Here is a 16,516-nt window from a genome sequence, read left to right as displayed (position 1 = left end):
ACGTCCGCCTCGATATTTTCAATAATAACCACATGGGCGCCGTTCCTGGCAAAGCAAGGCGCGCAGCCTTGCCGATTCCTGCGCCTCCGCCGGTGACAATGGCGATCTTATTTCATATATGACCCTCCCTTAAACACAGTCGCAATATATTAATCCAATGGGTTGTTCATGCTGTACAATCCATGGGATTCCAGGTCGAACCGAGGCAAATAGAACCTGTCCCGGCCGGGAACGACAACCGAAATGTCGCTCATGGCGTTGCCGTCGTGCATGGTGGAATAAAGCGCTTGGGAGCAATCCGGCGAAAAGGCGATAATCCCCGTTTCCTTGCCCGCCGGAACCATGGACGGCGGAATTCGCAGAAACAAAGGCTTGATCCAGGGATTCGCGTGGATGAAGTTCACCAATGGCGAGCGCCTTTTCAGCAAGCCCGCCCAGACTCTGCCCTGGGCGTCCCGGTCCAATCCGTCCGGCATGCCGGGAAGGTTCTTCCAAAGCACCCTATCCTTGCCTGCTTTGGCGCCCTCCAGATGCAGCCGCAATATCCGGAATTTGATGGTCTCGGTTATGAGGATGGAGCTTTCCCGGTCGCCGTTTTCATACTCCAGCAGCACGCCGTCCAAAAATGAGTACCCCCGGCCAACCAGCCCTACGCTGCCGTCCTCCAGATCAAGCTGCCACAGCATGCCGTTTTTTCCCAATGAGACGGCTTCGGCCACGGCGCCGCCTCCCATGGAAGCGCCCTCATAGGCGAAAGGCTCGCTGAAATAAATGCGCTTGCCGTCCCGGCTTATGTCCAGGTCGTTGCAGAACATAAGGGGGCGGCTGTTTTGCTCGGTCATTTCCTCTATTTTAAACGGCCTGAAGTTTTCGCCGGTGTAAACCGCCCCGGTGTTTTCGCCGGGGATTGCGTAGGTCTCGCGGATGACGGGGGCTCTGGTGAGTAATGGGGCGACCTGTCTGGAGGAAACGGACAGTTTGTAAATCCCGACCTTCTCGCCTTCCGGATAGGCTGCACCGTGCAGGTACGATGTGCAGAACACGATCGTGTCCGGGGCGCCGGGTATTTGCCGGGCGCCCGCCGCCATCAGGGGCGGGTCCACAAAGGGCTCTGCGGTATTGGCGATAAAATCCACCTTCCAGATTTTGCCGTCCATGCAGGTTACAAAGGCGCGGCCGAGATCTTCCTGGAGGACGATCTCGTCGTGTCCGGGCAAGTCTTTCATTTCCACCAACAGCTCGCCCAAGGGATCGCCCTCAGCCTGCACATCCGTGACGCCTTGCGGAACCTCCCCCATTTCAATGGGCGGATGGATGCGGATATACGGCGGAGGCGCCGTCGCCGTCCAGAGGATGGCGCCCGCAGCAAACAAGGCCATAAGTATTATGCTGATCGCCTTTCCTTTTTTACCGGTCAAAAACCCCATGCTTCCCTCCATTTGCAACTATGGTCCGCCTCTTATTAAAAATCGGACAAGGTCTGATAAAACACCACCGTGGCGGGACTCACCGCAGTGCAGTCGGTCATGACATTCACACAGGCGGGCTTGCCGGATTCAATGGCCCGCTTCAAGGCCGGGACGATGTCCTCGTCCTTTTCCACAAACTCGCCGTATCCGCCCAGGGCCTCCACCATTTTTTCGTAATGACGGGTTCCCAATTCCGAGCAGGTGCAGCGCTCCGGGCCGATGCTCATCTCCTGGGCGTGCTTGATCATGCCCCAGGCGCAGTCGTTATTCACCACGCAGACAATGGGAATGTTCAGGCGCACGGCCGTGTCAAACTCCATGCCGTTGAAACCAAAGGAGCCGTCGCCGTTCAGCAGGATCACCGGCTTGTTTGGATGCGCGATCTTTGCGGCCAGGGCGAAGGGAACGCCTGTGCCAATGCACCCCAGCAAAGAGCTTGCAGGCGCCGTGACCCCGGCCTTATGGATGGAGGAAAAACCAGCGCTGCCGTAATAGCTGGTGTCTCCGCCGTCCACCACATAATAGGCGTCTTCGCCCACCACCTTTTGGATTTGGGCGACCAACCGGTTGGGATGGATGGGATAGGACGGCGTTTCGCGCTGCTCCCGCTCCGTCACCAAAAACGCCCCGTAAGCGGCGCGAAGGTCTTTTTCCCACTGGCTTCTATCCTTGCTTGCGACCATGGGCGTTAAAAGGTCAAGAATTTGTCCGGCGTCGCCCGCCAACCCAACGTCGGAGGTCCGGTTTCGATCGATTTCCGTGGGGTCTATGTCGATCCGCACCACCTTGGCGTCGGGAAAGGTCTGGCCTGACTCCATGACCCAGTTCAAACGCAAGCCCACGATGATAACCAGATCCACCTGGGGCAGGGCGGCCATGACCGCCGTAAAGCCACCGTCATTGATGGAGCGGGGATGGCTGTCCGGGAGGGCGCCCCGCCCGTTGTTCAACAGGGCGAAGGGGATTCCGGTCTTTTCCGCAAAGGCGGCGACCTGCTTGCCGCATTCGCTAAAGCCCACGCCGCTGCCGCCAATCAACAAGGGCCTTTTTGCCTGATCGATCAATTTGGCGGCGGCTTTCAGGTCCTCCTTAACGGGCGTCACGGAGGTCTTCAGGGTGCGCCGCTTGGGGATGTCCACCGATTTCAGGTCCACGGCAATAGACAGGATGTCCGGGGGCAGCTCCAGAAAAACGGGGCCGGGCCTTCCCTCCACGGCTTGGCGGAATGCAATGGAAAGGTACTCCGGAATGCGTTTGATGTCGTGGCACGTGGCGCTCCATTTAACAACGGACTTGACCATGTCGATCTGGTTCATCTCCTGCAAAGCGCCCTTGAGGTCGTCCCTCAAAGGGTGCCGGCCGCACAGGACGACCAAGGGGGCGTTGTCCAAAAACGCGTTGGCAATGCCGGTCAGGGCGTTGGTAAAGCCGGGCCCAGCCGTCACCAGGCAAACGCCAGGCTTTCCGGTGTACAGGCTCCAGGCGTGGGCCATCATGGACGCCGCTTGCTCGTGCCGGACGTCCACGCTGCGAATGCCGAACTCGTTCAACCCGTCCAGAATGTTCTCGATATGCGCGCCTGAAAGGGTGAAAACCGCCTCGACGCCCTCAATTTCCTTTAAATACTTAGCGACCAGATGTCCGCCGGTTATTTGTGACATGGAATCCTCCTATGAAATTTTGTTCCGATTTTACATGAGTTGATCGATGGCTTCCTGAAACCACATGGCGTATACGCTCATTCCCAACACCTTCAGGTCTCCCCGCGCCGCGGCGTTGAACACGGCGTCTTTTTTCCTGCTGGTCATCACGGAAAAGCCAGCGGCTGCATCCTTCCAGACCAGCGCCGCGTCGTAATCCGCGTGATCGCCGGGCAGGGAACTGATGCGCCCTTGGTCAAAAATAAAAAGCCGCGCAGGCTCCCCGGCGGCGGTCTTGATCAGAATTTTCACTCTGGCCTTGCGGATGAAATGCCTGAACCCCTTGTGAGTCTTTGAGGCCACCCGCAACGCTGCATACAGGGCGTACAAAAGAAGGGAAAATCTCATACTTATCTCCGTAACTAAGGCCGCCCTGGCGGATAGGTTTAAGGCTTCGGGTTATCAGGGCGTCCGCTTATGGGTGGAGGCGCACATGCGCCAAAAACACGAACTAAAGTTCATTTATGCAAGAATACGAACTTTAGTTCATATTGTCAATAAATATTATTTACATGAATTATAGCTGGTTAACCCGATAATGTTTATAGGGGGATGGATTTATGGGATTGACACCCCGGTGCGAGTTGGCTACATTGCGGCCATGCAAAGAAAGGAACGGCATGGGCAAGGTAAGACAGCCTCAACAGGATAGAAGCATCAAAACGCGGGCCGCCATCATGAACGCGGCTTTCGCCTTGTTTGCGGAAAAAGGCATCCACGGGACCAATTCCAAGGAGATCGTGAAGAAGGCCGGGGTTTCCATCGGCAGCTTTTACGCCTATTTCAAGAATAAGAAGACCCTGCTTTTGGAGATGCTGGAGGACTATCTGGACAGGCACTACACCGCCATTTGGGGAGAGGTGAACTCATCCCCGCCTGAGAAATGGGGGGAGGAGGAAGTGCGAAGCCTGGTTCGGCATGTGTTCAGGGCTTACGATATATCCCCGGAATTCCACCGCCAGACCCACGCCCTGCGCTATTCCGATCCGGACATCAACGAGGTGTATGAAAGGGACCGGGAAAGGCAGGTGGCCCAGTTGGAGTCCCTTATTATTACTTTCAAGGATCTGCTGCACATTAAGGACGCCCGCGCTTCCGCTCTGATAATCCATAATTCCGTGGAAAACGCGGCCCACACCGCCAAGTTCATAGGCCATCGCATGGAGGAGGAACGCCTCATCAACGCCCTCACAAACATGATCTACCAGTTTATCAAACCCCGGTAAAAGTAAGCCATTCGATAAATGAGCAAGGAGCGCCGCCGGCCGCTTTGATTGTATAGTCGCCAATTTTTCTTGAAAAATAAATTGGACGGCGTTCAATAAACGGCAGTCAACAATCAAGGAGACTCCCAATGCCCAAAAAACCCATGACCCCCCGAAGAAATCCAGGCCATGAAAAACCGCATCCTGGACCACGCCCTGGAACTGCTGGGGCAAAAAGGATTCGACGGGCTGACCATGCGGGGCGTGGCGCGCAGCATGGGGGTGTCCAGCGGCACGCTTTACGTTTACTACGAAAATAAGGACGAACTGTACCTTGCGGTCCTGACCAAAGGCTTTGAGCGGCTGCACGAAAAATGCCGCACGGCCCTGGAAGGGGTTGCGGCTCCCATGGACCGGCTCAAGGCTTTGGCCGCGGCCTACCTGGATTTCGGCCTGGAGGACTCCCATTTTTACAACCTCATGTTCACCTGGCATGTGCCCAAGTTTCAAGACTACTTCGGCACGCCCATGGAAGCGGCCGCCAGCCACGAGTTGGCGGTCTCCCAGGAGTTTTACAACTTCGCGCTCCAGCCTATCCGTGAAATAGGCAAGCATCTTAAAGGGCGCAAGGAATCCGATCCCTGCCAAAAGACCGGCGTGTTTTACGGGGACGCCAAAATGGAGGCCGAAGCCCTGGTCAAAGGTTATGAATCCCGGTTTGCCGGCGGCGCCGTAATCGTCCGGCCCTCCAACGTCATCGGCCCAGGAAGCGTGTGGGTGGCCCAAGTTGGGGCCATTATCCAGGGCGGCGGTTTCGCCAAACTGGTCTGGCAGGCGGCCAAGCGCATGCCCATCACCACAAGGCAGGCGCATTGACGCCGATGCTGCAAGATTTTCTTTGCTGAAGCCCTCCCCCATACAGGCGGGAGGGCCTTTTATTTATTGGCCTAAAAATCCAGATGGAAAAACCGGAGGTCCTTGCTTTTCAGGATGCCCTTGACTCTCCGGTTGCTTTTTCGTTCCAGGAATTGGGGATAGTCCCTTGTCTTTGTGAAACAAAATTTTTCAGGCAATTTGGTGTACAACGACCTGGGCGGCTTGCCAAAAATGAACCCTTTGAGGTTGCACCCTGAATCGAATGTATGGAAAAAAATCTTTCTGATGCCGATTTCCTCCTTTAAGAACCAGACGGCCGCGGAAAGCATGGCCTCGTCCCATATTTTCATGTGGGGCTTTAAAATGCCGTCGACATAGGTCCTAAGCTCCTCAGGGCTGCATCCAACGTGTTCGAAGTACCTGTGGATATTCGGTTTATCGCTGGGATCTTTTGTAATCCTATCCGCGTTTTCCTTTCCGTTCAAGGCCATCTTAACCCAATCGCTTTGAACTTCTTCGATAAGGGCCTCATCAGTGTCAAGGTCCAGGTCGATTCTGGCCCAGGCAAGCGTATTGCGGCCTTTGCCCGCATTTGGGTGCCCACAGCATTCAAAGGGGCTTCCATATTTTGCATCGAAAATCCGTTTAAACGGCTGGTTGTGCCTGCCCGAAAAGTTCAATTGCAGAACCAGGTTCGTTCCCCGCCTGGAAGTCTGGTCGCACCATGTGTTCCACCTGTCGTTTTTGCCCCATTTGCCAAGGGTCAGCAGGTAGCATTCCGGCGTCATGGGCCAGACGGAATCCAGGGCGCCTTTGGTCAGCAGGCCGGAGCCTGCGTTTTTGGCTGCGTTCTTAACAATGGGTTTGTTCATAAGCCTTCCCAATGGACTTTTTTTGATTTCCTGAACCCGCTTGCCGTCCCCTACAAAGTAAGAGAGCATCATCAATGCGTACCGGTCCCTGAAGTAGTAGAAAGGCGTTCTTCCCTTGGGAAGGCAGTCAATGATTTCGTTAACTGTTTCCTCTTTCATGGACTTTTTTCTCCTCGCAGGGATGGGAGAAAACAGGGAAAAGGCCGCCATTCAGGCGTTTAGGCGAAAATCCGCCCAGGCCGGCCTTTTCCGCACAGCCGTTGCGTTCCCTTTTTGCACTTTTGCAAAAAGGGGTTGGGCGCGGCTGTTTTCAACCCTTTTCCCTAAAAGTAGTGGTCCCTCAGCGATCCGTCGTACCGCTTGGTTTTCATGCAGCAGTTCTTGAATCGTCTGGTGGATCCGCAGGGGCAGGGGTCGTTCCTGCCGAGTTTTTCTTCAAGCTCCTTGTCCCCGTGAACGATGCGCAGACCGCGTTTTACCCTTGTCTCGGATGGGTATCCCTTGCGGCGCTTGTTCGTGGGTTCAAAACCTTGCCTGCGCGTTGAGTGGATGTTGTTTGGACATGATGCACCTCCTTTGGGCTAGGGCGGCGCACGGTGAAAACCGGGCGCAAATCGCCTGTTAGACTCAGCATGACGCCTGTCGCATTGGCAGGGATCAAATGAGCCGGGCCCTCCGGCCGGTGTCTTTGGTTAGGGAACCGGACGGAGGTTGATTATCCAGCGGGATAGAATGGGATAAAACATGGGCAACCTCCTTTCCGTCCTTTGTGAGGAGCGGGGTGATAAAATTTCGGCTTGTTTGCCTTTCAGGAGCCGTCCTTTAGCATGGCCGTTTTGACATTGCAACAGCTTAGTCAAAAAAGATGGGAAAACTATGCAAAAGACCGGTTTTACGCCCTTGAAATAGCGCGAAAGATCTGGGAAAAAAAGGGCTGACCTCAAGAATGGCCAGCCCCCTGGAGTTATCTGGCGCCAATGGCGGCAGTCGAACTTCACGCTGACGCAATGTCATTGGGCTTTAAAAAGCTGTTTTAAAAGAATTTCAGATGCTTCCTGGGAGCTAAGGTCTCCATTTATCACCGGTTCGGCCATTTCGTTCAGGCGGCTGTTGATAAACCGGTTTACTTCAGCCAGGGCAAAGGATCGAATTTCGTCCGAGACCCGCCGTCTTTGCTTCTCCTCCGGGCTTTGTCTGGGGAATTTCGCCAAACGGGATAGGGCGGCAATCAACTGGTCGATTCCTTCGCCGCTTTCAGCGACTGTTTTGACAATTTCCGGCCGGTGATTTCCATTGGAGAACTGAAGAATGTTGTGAAGATATTCCTGCAGCGCGTCAGCTCCGGGCCTGTCCGCCTTGTTGACCACGAAAATGTCCGCGATCTCCATAATTCCCGCTTTACAGGCCTGCATGATGTCGCCGAATCCGGGAGCGAAGACCACCAGGGTGATGTCGGCGTATATGGAGACGTCCACCTCGTCCTGGCCAACGCCGATGGTTTCAAGCAGGATAACGTCAAAATCAAAGGCCTTGTACAGATTAAGGGCGTGTTTTGCGGCTTCGCAGATGCCGCCCATGGCGTCCTGGGTGCTCAGGCTTCTGATGAACACCTTGTCGTCGTTGCTATGTTCGAACATCCTGATTCTGTCGCCCAGCACCGCGCCTCCCGTATAGGGGGAGGTGGGGTCCACGGCGATCACGCCCACGTGTTTGTCGAATTCTCGCAGCTTTTTGATCACGCTGTTAATCAGCGTACTTTTTCCAACTCCGCCCGGGCCTGTAAAGCCTATGGACAAGGCGGGCGAGGATATTCGGCTCTTGGCGTGTTTTAGTAGCGTGTTCCGATCTTCCCCCCCGTCTTCGATCATGGAAACGCCTTTGGACAGGCCCCTCACGTCCCTTTTTTCGATCAGTTCAATGACCTTCTCAACCGGCAGTCTTCTTGGCATTTTCAGCTTCTCTTTCAGGCGCGAACCACTTTTCTCACGTGTTCGATAATTTCATCCAGCGGCGTTCCGGCGGTGTAATTGCCGGTGACGTTCATTTCCTCCAGCTTTTTAACGTCGTCCGTGGAAATAAGCCCGCCGGCGATAATGTGGATATCGTCCGCATCGAGTTTTCTGAGTTCCTGAATGACAAAGTCCGCGATAATCGGCATGCTGCCTGTGTGATCGCTCAAGGCAATGACGTCCACGTCCTCGGCCACCGCCGCCTTGGCGACCCCGGCCGGGGACTGGTAACGGCCTGTGTAGATAGCCTCCATGCCGGCGTCCCGGAACGCGTTCAGGAGCATGAACGCGCCCAATTCATGGATATCCGACCCGATCTTTGAGATGAGTATGCGGATTTTTCTGTTTTCCATATCAATTGGCCTCCTTGAGCATTACTTTGACGTATTCAGGCGTGTCGATTTGATTGAGGTTGTCGTACGGCAGGCTGTAACCAAGCCTTATCACGCCCACCATCTCGCCAAGCGTCATTCCGGCCTTGATGGCGTCTATGATTGGCCTGACGACGTTCTCGCCATGCTTGGACGCCAGATAAACGGCCTTTAACCCTTGTTTCAGTTTTTCCGGATCCCTGCTTTCCCGGAACTCCTTCAACTCGGCCAGGACTTTCATGCGCACGTCCAGGGGCGGCGCATGGTAAGCGGAATCGATGATCGCCTGATTGATGGGCCCCTCCGGGTATTTGAACGCGTCCACACCGATGATCAGCCGTTTGCCGTCCTGCCTCTCCTTCTGGACTTTCCTGCGGTTTTCCAGCATCTTGCCTTTTAGCCAATCGTTTTCCATGCATTCGAATATTCCGCCGTTGGCCTCCATTTCCGCCATATAGGCAGTGACGTCCGATTCGATTTTGTTTGTCAGCCACTCCAGGTAGTAGGATCCGCCAAGCGGGTCCGCAACCATGGGAATATTCGCTTCATGGGTTACGATGTGCTGGGCGTTCAAGCTGAACATCCTGGCTTCGAAGGATGGCAGCCCCAGGGCTTCGTCCATGCACGACGAGTCCAGGGAGTTAACGCCCCCAAAAACGCAGCTTAGAATTTGCAAGGTGATCCGGGCGGCGTTGTTCAGGGGGTTCTGCTCCTGGAGGGAAAGCCCCGAAGTCCTGATGCCTATCTTCAACTTCATGGCCCTTTCCGTCTTCGCGCCCAGCTTCTCCTTCGCGATCCTGGCCCACATCCTTCGGGCGACCCGGAATTTTGCAATGGTTTCAAAAAAATCCGAATCCGCGTCCATGGAAAACACCATGGGTCCGAATTCGTCTACGGATATGCCCCGTGAGTTTTGCAGCTCCCGGCAGACGGCCTCGCCCAAAGCCAGAACGCCGCCCACTTCCGCCACGGCGTCCATGCCGGACTGGTTCAGGTCCACCCCGTTGGGTGAGAATGGGTGCCATTTGGGCGTATGCTTCTTCGAGAATTCGATAAAATCCAGGCAGATGCGTTTATTGATTTCCGTGGTGAAATCGCGGATGCCGAATACCAGCTTGGACCGGATGGGGTCGTTGACGGCGTTCCCCCGAATTCTGCTGATGTCCTTTTCCTGGTTTTCCATCAAAGCCAGCAGCATGGAGTAACGAAACAGGCAACTGGAAGGGCTGGCGTCGCCCAGTTCGTACACCCCCTGCTCCAGATCAATGCCCTCAAGAATTTTTTCGAACCGGTACAGCCCGGGCACGGTGGGGCCGGCGCACGAAATGGAGTTGAACGCGGAAGGATGATCCGGGTCCAGCCCCACCTGGGCGTTCAAATCGCCGCCGATTCTTAAGTCGTTCATCCCGGCGGCAATGTATTTTTTGAAGGCTTCGTTGGTCTCCTCCACCGTCGCATAGCCCACGATGAACGATTTAAGCCAAAGCCGGTCCCGGTACATGCTTTGGTACAGTCCCCGCGTGTAAGGATATTGGCCCGGGTCTCCAAGGGTTTCCTCATAGGAGTGATCTGCGACATCCTCCGGCGTGTAAAATTCCTTGACTTCAATATGGCCTTGAGTCGCCCATCTTACCAATCCGCCGGCATGGCGGTCGAGTTGGACAGTGTCTTTTTTCATAGCTCCCTCTTTCCGGATAATTGCTGAAAATATCCGTGTTCCTGTTTTGAAATGACGTCCCCCGCAGCAAGCCGGGGCTACTTAGAGCAGGCTGTCAGCTATGTTATCCAAATGCAGAAAGGTGTCGCCGCAGGCGTATTCGCACGCTTTGGCCTTTCGGTAAAACAGGCTGATGTCGCATTCTCTGGTTGTTCCGATGGCCCCGTGTATTTGGACGGCGCGTTCGCTGATGAACTTGTAATTCTGGTTGCAGCAAGCCTTGAGCGTAGAGGCCTCCAAGGCGAAGTCCCTGCCCTCATCAACCATGCAGGCCACCTGATACAAATAGCTGTAGCTGGTGTCGTAGGCCACGAGCATGTTGGCCAGATAATGCTGGATGGCCTGATTGCCCCCGATGGGGACGCCGTACTGCTCCCGCATTTTGGCGTATTCGCCGGCCATAGTCACGCAGGCCTTGCTGCCGCCCACCATCTCGGCGGCCTTTGCAACGGCGGCTTTGGCGTTCATTTTTTCAAGAAGCTCCCACCCGTCGCCGACCTCCCCGATGACGTCAGACTTGGGAACCGCCGCGTTATTCAGGATGACCTCACAGGCGTTGTCTTTTCCAATGGTAGGAATTTTGGAGATGGAAATATCCGGATGATCCGCGTCCACCAGGAAAAGGGTGACGCCCATATCCGGAACTCGTGCCGCCGTGATCAGCTTGCCGCAAATATTGGCGTCCATGGCGAACATTTTGACGCCGCTGAGAATATATTGATCTCCCTGGGGAGTGGCCTGCATTTTTATGCCCGATTCCAGGTAGCTGGCCTCCGGCTCGTATTGGGCCAGGGACATAATCAACCTGCCCTCGGCGATGGCGTTGAGCAGTTCGGATTTTTGCTCCTCGCTTCCTCCTGCCCGGATGAGTTCGCTGCACTGGACCACGGTGGAGAAAAAGGGGCTGGGCGCCAGGCGCCTGCCGATCTCTTCCTGAATGATGATGAGGTCCACAAACGAACTGGCCGTGCCGCCGTACTCCTCGGGCAAAGCGCATCCCAGCCAGCCCAGGTCGGCCATTTGGGCCCAGATTACAGGATCGTATCCCTGCTCGGAATCTTCTATTTCCTTGACCCGGGCGTAAGGACATTCCGCGGATAAAAATTTGGCCGCGGAATCCCGCAGCAGCTTCTGAGTCGAACTGAAAGAAAGATCCATGAGCACCCCCCTTATTTGGTTTTGACGGTTTTGAGTCTGGGCATTCCCAGGCCGATCCAGGCAATGATGTTGCGCTGTATTTCCGAGGTTCCGCCGCCTATGTTGAATCCGATGTTAAATTGATAGCCGTCGCTGGCAATGCCATGGAGGGGGGCCCACCTGGAAGACTCCACCTGCCCGTAAAGGCCCATGATTTCAGTAGTCACGTTGGCAACCCGTTGGTACAACTCGCCGCCGAAAACGCGGGATTCCGACGCCGCGGCCGCGGAAAAAAGCATGTTCCCGCTTAACTCGGCGAACGCCGTGGAATAAGCAAGAGAGCGCCCCACTTCGATGTCCACATGGAGTTGTGCGATCTTATGCCGGATGATGGGGTTTTCCGCCAGATAGCGGCCGTCGCGCTTGGTTGTCTTTACATATTCGATAAATTCGTCCAGACGCCGCCTGGTCCCAGCGAAAAATGCTATCAGGGACCGCTCGAAATTCATGGTGGCCCGGGTCTGACGCCAGCCGTCGTTTTCCTCCCCCCCAATGAGTTCGGATGCGGGAACCCTGACGTCCGTAAAATAGACTTCATTGAAAACATGATCCCCGTTCATAAAATGGACCGGCCTGATTTCTATCCCGGGCAGCTTCAAATCCACGTTGAACACCGAAAGCCCTTCCCCCCGCGAGGAATTCGGGTCCGTCCTGGCAAGCAGAAAAATTTTGTCCGAGCGATGCGCCCCGCTGGTCCATGTTTTCTGGCCGTTGACCACATATTCATTCCCGTCCCGAACAGCGGTTGTGGTCAAGGCCGCAAGGTCGGAGCCCGCATTAGGCTCGCTCCAGCCCTGGCAGTACTGAATTTCCCCGCTGACAATGGGGGGCAGAATCCTTTTCCTTTGCTCCTCCGTGGCGAACACCAGGACGGCTTGCCCGAACATTCGGATGCCGTAGATGTCGCGGGGCGCCCCGTATAATGACTGGGCTTCGTCAAACAGCAACTGCTCCATCAAGGTGAGGCCGGCGCCGCCGTATTCTATGGGCCAGGCCAGGGCGGCCCAGCCTTTTTCGGCGTATCTGCCCTTCATGTATTTATAAAATTCCCACCCGGCATCCGAGATGTAGACCGTTTCAAACTGCCCGCTTTGCCAGTACTCCGGCGGCGCTTTTTTCATTTCCTCCTGAAAAAAATGTTCAAACTCCTTTTTTAAGGCAATCTGCTGCTTCGTCAGGTTGTAATCCATAACCGCTCCTGTTGAGGTTGATTAAAAGATAGGTTAAGAGGGCCTTTTTGACTGTTCTGCAGAGATTATGCCAGCAAGCGGCTATATTATTATTGCTAATATTAAAAGTTGCTTATAGCGCCATAAGTTTTTGGGATGAAAATTTATGCGGTATAAAGTAAATAAAAGCGCGTTATTGCATAAATATGTCAATCTATCTCAGTTCTATTAATATTTTCTCGATAAACTCCTATTATTTATGAAGAATAATCAATCAAAAGAAAGATATATTTGCTTTATTCCGCATTTTTGATATATATAAGGGCAATCAATAACAAAGGAGAGGGTGCATGGTCAAAGCGGACGCCTTTTATCGGGAGACGACCCAGGCCCTGGGCGAGGACGGGGAGCTTGAGGCCGTCATCCATCATTGCCTGCTTGTGTTGGCGAAATACATGCCCGCGGATGGTTTGGCGATCCAGCTATTGGAGCCGTCCTTAAAATCCATTCGGACGATTGTCTGGCAGCCCCGGGACGAAGAAAACCCAATATCGGGCGGCTTCCCCGAGGAAATGAAGGAGGCCATACTCCTGATGCCCCCGAAGACGCGGGATTTTTTAAGGAGCCAAACCCTCCCGGACATCCGGATTATCAATCGGCCGGAAGAGGACCCGATCAGTGAAACGCTGCTGGCGTTCACCGGGCGGAATTACTCCAGTATTTCCATGTTTCTTAAAAGGGAGGGGAAGCGCTTTGGCTCCGTCACCGTCGCGGCCCATGGCAGGGACCGCTATACGCAAGGGGAGCTGGAGCTTTTTTCCCTGCTGAAGATTCCTTTCTCCATGGCTGTGGGCAATCTGCTCCTCATGCAGGAGGTCGTCAAATTAAAAAGCATTCTGGATGATCGGCTTGAACTTCAGAAAAAGCGGATCACCCCCAACGAGATAATCGGGCGCAACCAGGGCCTTCGGGACGTGGTGAAAATGATCAACCTCATCGCTCCGCAAAACACCCCTGTATTGATAAACGGAGAGACAGGGGTGGGCAAAGAGTTGATCGCCAACGCCATCCATTCCATGTCCCCCCGGAAGGACGGGCCGCTGATTATCGTCAATTGCGGCGCCATACCGGAAACCCTGGTGGAAAGCGAGCTTTTCGGCCATGAAGCCGGAGCCTTCACCGGCGCCTCCGAAAGGCGAAAAGGGCGCTTTGAACGCGCCCATCACGGGACGATTTTTTTGGACGAAATAGGGGAGTTGAAGCCGGACATCCAGGTCAAGCTTTTGCGCGTGCTCCAGAGCCAGGAAATCGAGCGGGTGGGCGGGTCCAAGTCCATTAAGGTGAACGCACGGATTATTGCGGCCACTCACCGGAACCTGGCCAGGATGGTTTCCGAAGGGACGTTCCGGGAGGATTTGTATTACAGGATCAACGTGTTTCCCATTGTCGTCCCTCCGTTGCGCACCAGGACAAATGACATCCCCGCCCTCACCGACCATTTTATCCGGAAAAAATCCCGGGACCTGAAAATATATCCCGCCCCCAAGCTGGACAACAAAGCCATTTACCACCTCATGAACTACCACTGGCCCGGCAACGTGCGCGAGTTGGAGAACATCATAGAAAGGGCCCTTATTTTGTGGGACGGCGGCGCCTTGTCGTTCAAAAACCTGAACATCGCCAAAACCGAGGGAGGGGCGAAATTCGGGGCGTACAAGGAAAAATCCAAAACACCTCTTCCTTTAGAAACCGTGGTGGCGGACCACATAGAAAACGTTTTGGCCCTGACCAAAGGCAGGATCAACGGGCCCAACGGCGCCGCAAAAATCCTGGACGTCAATCCAAGCACGCTTCGCACTAAGATGAAAAAGCTGGGCATTCCCTTTAAGCTGAAAGAGGTCAAAGACAAGTATCAATCCAATTTATAATGAATTACGGATATTTCGGGAGGCGCCTGTTGCAAAATTTGCAACAGTTAAATGAGGAATATAGACGAGTTTCTGAGCTTCAACGAAAGAAGCGTGCCGCCCAAAAACGGGTTTTCATTATGTTGTTTTGCCTGTTGGAATATGATAGCTGATGAAATCCTAACCAGCTTAACATTTTTCAAGGGGAAGATCTCTTAATCTGGGATAAAAAAGAGGGAAGGTTGATTTATGGATCTGGACTGGGCGACTTTTGAAAAAATCCTGTACGCGCTGGGAATAGGCATCTTAATTGGGCTGGAACGGAGCCTGGCTCCCTCGTCCAAGAGCTGCGACAAGCCAGGGGAGGAGGAAGAAGGCCCGCCCAACACCCTCCTGGGCGTGCGCACCTTTTCCATTCTCTCTCTGGGCGGGTTCGCCGCAGCCCTTCTGGGCAATGAATACTCCTTTGCCGCGCCGGTCATCCTGGCCGGTCTGATCCTTTTTCTGGCCTTGAAATACGTCCTCGACCGGGACCCGGATCCGGGCATCACCACGGAAATCGCCGGAGTGGTCTGTGCGGCCCTTGGCGCATTATGCTATCACCAAGCCCACTCGGCCGTGGTGCTGGCCCTGATCATCACCATACTCCTGGCCATGAAAGGCAATATGCCCAAGCTGCTGGGGAAGCTCAAGCGCATCGAGTTCACTGACACGCTTAAGTTCCTGGTCATCATCCTCATCCTTCTTCCCCTCATTCCCAACCGCACCATCGGGCCTTATGATGTTTTCAATCCCTACAAGGTGACATTTTTGGTGATCCTGATCTCGGGCATCAGCTTTGTGGGGTATTTCTGCACCAAGTTTCTCGGAGCCCAGCGGGGCTTGGGAATAACCGGGCTGTTCGGAGGGCTCACCTCTTCCACGGCGGTGACGGCCTCCATGGCGGCCCAGGCCAAGAGCGCCCCGGCTTTAAGGAAAGCCTGCGCCATGGCCACGGTCATTGCAAATGCCACCATGTTCGCACGGGTTCTAATGGTGGTTTTCATCCTGGATCGCGCCCTGACCCGGGAACTGGTCTGGTCCATCGGCGCCATGATGGCAGGGGCCTTCATCGCCTCCATCTTCCTGTGGCGCGGCGCCCATAACCAGGGGACGGCCGGCAAACGCACTGAAGCCGATGAACTGACCCTTTCCAACCCCTTTTCCATTGGGCCTGCCCTCAAGTTCGCCCTGGTTTTCGTGGGAATCCTCTTTGCGGCTAAGATCGCCCAGAACGCCCTGGGCGACCAGGGCCTGTACCTGGCCTCCCTGGTGAGCGGCCTGGCGGACGTGGACCCCATCACCCTTTCCATCGTGGAGCAGACGAAAAGCCTCACCCTCGACCGGCATGTGGGGGCCGTCGGCATAACCATTGCCGTGGTCTCCAACAGCGTGGTCAAGAGCGGCATCGCCGTTTACTCCGGCGGCTGGAAATTCGGCTCCCTGGTGGGGGGCATTCTTCTTTCGGTCACCCTTCTCGGCCTGCTGGTCCTTTTGGTTCTTTAGGACGGTAAATCCGTTCCGCTGCGCCCAATAGGCAATGCTGTATAATTATTTTCACAGCGTTATTATCGGCGCACCATGCCTATATTTAGTTGCTATTGTGTTATTCACAAAGGGACTTGTGGATCGTATTTTCAAAAATATGATCCATAAATAAAAAGTAAGCGTTCAGGGGGCTAAAAAAAGTCCTACTTAGGAATTATTCCTACTAGACGTCCTCTGTGTTATGTGCTAGGGTTGTTTCATGAAACCCAAGCGCCCCATATCCGACCTGGACTGGCAACTCACTCCCCAACCTATGCGTGAGTATGTGCTCTATCTGGAACGCACCGTCCAACAGCTTCAACAATCCGTGGACCAACTCACCCAGCTTGTTCAGGAACAGGGCCAAATCATTCAACAGCAAAACAAACGCATTGAAAAATTGGAAGCCCAGCTCAACAAGAACTCCGGTAATTCCAGCAAACCGCCCTCGTCCGATC

Annotated in this window: 15 protein-coding genes; 5 read left to right on the top strand and 10 right to left on the bottom strand. The window is 54.6% G+C overall.

Features of this window, described 5'->3' with window-relative positions; all coding sequences use genetic code 11:
* Positions 1–149: 149 nt before the first annotated feature.
* The 3 genes from G491_RS0113885 to G491_RS0113875 are packed head-to-tail and all read right to left on the bottom strand — an operon-like array spanning position 150 to position 3,517.
* Positions 150–1,427, bottom strand: coding sequence for an SMP-30/gluconolactonase/LRE family protein (locus G491_RS0113885; protein ID WP_051327261.1), 1,278 nt, complete (start codon positions 1,425–1,427; stop codon positions 150–152).
* Between the two features lie 35 nt (positions 1,428–1,462).
* Positions 1,463–3,130 carry a thiamine pyrophosphate-binding protein gene (locus G491_RS0113880; protein ID WP_028315016.1) on the bottom strand — a complete coding sequence of 556 codons (1,668 nt, stop codon included), beginning with the start codon at positions 3,128–3,130 and terminating at the stop codon, positions 1,463–1,465.
* A 30-nt stretch (positions 3,131–3,160) separates the two neighbouring features.
* The gene (locus tag G491_RS0113875; RefSeq protein WP_015948895.1) at positions 3,161–3,517 is read right to left on the bottom strand and encodes a hypothetical protein; all 357 of its coding nucleotides are present in this window, start codon (positions 3,515–3,517) and stop codon (positions 3,161–3,163) included.
* A 272-nt stretch (positions 3,518–3,789) separates the two neighbouring features.
* Here G491_RS0113875 and G491_RS0113870 point away from each other — a divergent pair, with 272 nt between their 5' ends.
* Both G491_RS0113870 and G491_RS33960 read left to right on the top strand, forming a co-directional pair.
* The gene (locus tag G491_RS0113870; RefSeq protein WP_015948896.1) at positions 3,790–4,395 is read left to right on the top strand and encodes a TetR/AcrR family transcriptional regulator; all 606 of its coding nucleotides are present in this window, start codon (positions 3,790–3,792) and stop codon (positions 4,393–4,395) included.
* A gap of 168 nt (positions 4,396–4,563) precedes the next feature.
* Positions 4,564–5,250: a TetR family transcriptional regulator gene (locus G491_RS33960; protein ID WP_051327260.1), complete on the top strand. Its 687-nt coding sequence runs from the start codon at positions 4,564–4,566 to the stop codon at positions 5,248–5,250.
* 71 nt (positions 5,251–5,321) lie between these two features.
* On the opposite strand, the gene G491_RS0113860 is transcribed toward G491_RS33960, so the two are convergent.
* The 7 genes from G491_RS0113860 to G491_RS30850 all read right to left on the bottom strand — a co-directional run bounded on the left by G491_RS0113860 (position 5,322) and on the right by G491_RS30850 (position 12,606).
* Positions 5,322–6,281 (bottom strand): hypothetical protein, encoded by a 960-nt coding sequence (locus tag G491_RS0113860; RefSeq protein ID WP_028315015.1) that lies wholly within the window; start codon positions 6,279–6,281, stop codon positions 5,322–5,324.
* Positions 6,282–6,445: 164 nt separating this feature from the next.
* Entirely contained in the window at positions 6,446–6,583 is a 138-nt protein-coding gene (locus G491_RS36720; RefSeq protein ID WP_084511532.1) for an SEC-C metal-binding domain-containing protein, read from the bottom strand.
* A 549-nt stretch (positions 6,584–7,132) separates the two neighbouring features.
* Positions 7,133–8,071, bottom strand: a complete 939-nt coding sequence (gene meaB / locus G491_RS0113845; RefSeq protein ID WP_028315014.1) for a methylmalonyl Co-A mutase-associated GTPase MeaB — start codon at positions 8,069–8,071, stop codon at positions 7,133–7,135.
* Between the two features lie 14 nt (positions 8,072–8,085).
* Positions 8,086–8,484 carry a cobalamin B12-binding domain-containing protein gene (locus tag G491_RS0113840; protein WP_028315013.1) on the bottom strand — a complete coding sequence of 133 codons (399 nt, stop codon included), beginning with the start codon at positions 8,482–8,484 and terminating at the stop codon, positions 8,086–8,088.
* A gap of 1 nt (position 8,485) precedes the next feature.
* Complete coding sequence (locus tag G491_RS0113835) at positions 8,486–10,180, bottom strand: acyl-CoA mutase large subunit family protein (RefSeq protein ID WP_028315012.1); 1,695 nt, start codon at positions 10,178–10,180, stop codon at positions 8,486–8,488.
* A gap of 81 nt (positions 10,181–10,261) precedes the next feature.
* Positions 10,262–11,377, bottom strand: a complete 1,116-nt coding sequence (locus G491_RS0113830; RefSeq protein WP_028315011.1) for an acyl-CoA dehydrogenase family protein — start codon at positions 11,375–11,377, stop codon at positions 10,262–10,264.
* Positions 11,378–11,388: 11 nt separating this feature from the next.
* A complete protein-coding gene (locus G491_RS30850) occupies positions 11,389–12,606 on the bottom strand; it encodes an acyl-CoA dehydrogenase family protein (protein ID WP_051327259.1) in 1,218 nt (405 codons plus the stop codon).
* Positions 12,607–12,935: 329 nt separating this feature from the next.
* Here G491_RS30850 and G491_RS0113820 point away from each other — a divergent pair, with 329 nt between their 5' ends.
* The 3 genes from G491_RS0113820 to G491_RS35485 all read left to right on the top strand — a co-directional run.
* Positions 12,936–14,513 (top strand): sigma-54 interaction domain-containing protein, encoded by a 1,578-nt coding sequence (locus tag G491_RS0113820; protein WP_028315010.1) that lies wholly within the window; start codon positions 12,936–12,938, stop codon positions 14,511–14,513.
* 228 nt (positions 14,514–14,741) lie between these two features.
* Positions 14,742–16,037 (top strand): MgtC/SapB family protein, encoded by a 1,296-nt coding sequence (locus tag G491_RS0113815; protein WP_028315009.1) that lies wholly within the window; start codon positions 14,742–14,744, stop codon positions 16,035–16,037.
* A gap of 241 nt (positions 16,038–16,278) precedes the next feature.
* The coding region (locus tag G491_RS35485; RefSeq protein ID WP_248635396.1) for a DUF6444 domain-containing protein at positions 16,279–16,516 on the top strand (238 nt) is incomplete at its 3' end.

It is taken from the genome of Desulfatibacillum aliphaticivorans DSM 15576 (assembly GCF_000429905.1).
GTDB lineage: Bacteria > Desulfobacterota > Desulfobacteria > Desulfobacterales > Desulfatibacillaceae > Desulfatibacillum > Desulfatibacillum aliphaticivorans.
The sequence above is the reverse complement of the archived record's forward strand: the minus strand, read 5'-3'. Positions and strand labels throughout refer to the sequence as shown.

Coding starts and splice junctions, on each gene's coding strand:
- G491_RS0113885 (WP_051327261.1), bottom strand. CDS start 1,427: ATGGGGTTTTTGACCGGTAAAAAAGGAAAGGCGATCAGCATAATACTT.
- G491_RS0113880 (WP_028315016.1), bottom strand. CDS start 3,130: ATGTCACAAATAACCGGCGGACATCTGGTCGCTAAGTATTTAAAGGAA.
- G491_RS0113875 (WP_015948895.1), bottom strand. CDS start 3,517: ATGAGATTTTCCCTTCTTTTGTACGCCCTGTATGCAGCGTTGCGGGTG.
- G491_RS0113870 (WP_015948896.1), top strand. CDS start 3,790: ATGGGCAAGGTAAGACAGCCTCAACAGGATAGAAGCATCAAAACGCGG.
- G491_RS33960 (WP_051327260.1), top strand. CDS start 4,564: ATGAAAAACCGCATCCTGGACCACGCCCTGGAACTGCTGGGGCAAAAA.
- G491_RS0113860 (WP_028315015.1), bottom strand. CDS start 6,281: ATGAAAGAGGAAACAGTTAACGAAATCATTGACTGCCTTCCCAAGGGA.
- meaB (WP_028315014.1), bottom strand. CDS start 8,071: ATGCCAAGAAGACTGCCGGTTGAGAAGGTCATTGAACTGATCGAAAAA.
- G491_RS0113840 (WP_028315013.1), bottom strand. CDS start 8,484: ATGGAAAACAGAAAAATCCGCATACTCATCTCAAAGATCGGGTCGGAT.
- G491_RS0113835 (WP_028315012.1), bottom strand. CDS start 10,180: ATGAAAAAAGACACTGTCCAACTCGACCGCCATGCCGGCGGATTGGTA.
- G491_RS0113830 (WP_028315011.1), bottom strand. CDS start 11,377: ATGGATCTTTCTTTCAGTTCGACTCAGAAGCTGCTGCGGGATTCCGCG.
- G491_RS30850 (WP_051327259.1), bottom strand. CDS start 12,606: ATGGATTACAACCTGACGAAGCAGCAGATTGCCTTAAAAAAGGAGTTT.
- G491_RS0113820 (WP_028315010.1), top strand. CDS start 12,936: ATGGTCAAAGCGGACGCCTTTTATCGGGAGACGACCCAGGCCCTGGGC.
- G491_RS0113815 (WP_028315009.1), top strand. CDS start 14,742: ATGGATCTGGACTGGGCGACTTTTGAAAAAATCCTGTACGCGCTGGGA.